Here is a 536-nt window from a genome sequence, read left to right on the forward strand (position 1 = left end):
GTGACCGGCGGTTCGGCCTGGATAGTCCCGGCCGACCTCTACGAACCGATCCGCCAGGACGCGGTGATCCTCGAGAAGGGCAAGGACAACTCCGCGGCCAAGGCCCTGGTGGACTACCTGAAGGGGCCGAAGGCGGCGGCGGTGATCAAGGCCTACGGGTACGAGCTCTGATCCCATCCCTCTCCTGCAAGGGGAGAGGGGCGTGTGAACACCGTCGTCCGGTCCTGCGTGGCCGGTGAATCCAATCGCGGACGAAGTCCTACGACCGTGCTTTCCTGGAACCGTAGGAGCGGACTTTGTCCGCGATCATGGCGGATAACGCTGTAGGCGTTATGCGCCCTACGAACTATCGCGAACGCGGAAACCCAGGGTTCGCGAGCAAGCTCGCTCCTACGAAAAGCAAAAGCGCGTCCGCTCTAGCTCTGGCTTTTGGACTTCCAGAGAAACCTCCGAGCGCACCGGAACGCCCCTTCAGAAGGCCGAGCGAAACCGGCGCTCAGGAGGTCATGCGACATGGATGTCGCGAGAGCCCCGAT

Annotated in this window: 1 protein-coding gene; it reads left to right on the top strand. The window is 62.9% G+C overall.

Annotation, left to right across the window (positions count from 1 at the left end; translation table 11 throughout):
- A partial coding sequence (locus VV867_RS31080; protein ID WP_328568458.1) for a substrate-binding domain-containing protein occupies positions 1–171 on the top strand: 171 nt, incomplete at its 5' end.
- Positions 172–536 lie beyond the last annotated feature (365 nt).

The organism is Pseudomonas sp. JH-2, from assembly GCF_036231725.1.
Taxonomy (GTDB): Bacteria; Pseudomonadota; Gammaproteobacteria; order Pseudomonadales; family Pseudomonadaceae; genus Pseudomonas; species Pseudomonas delhiensis.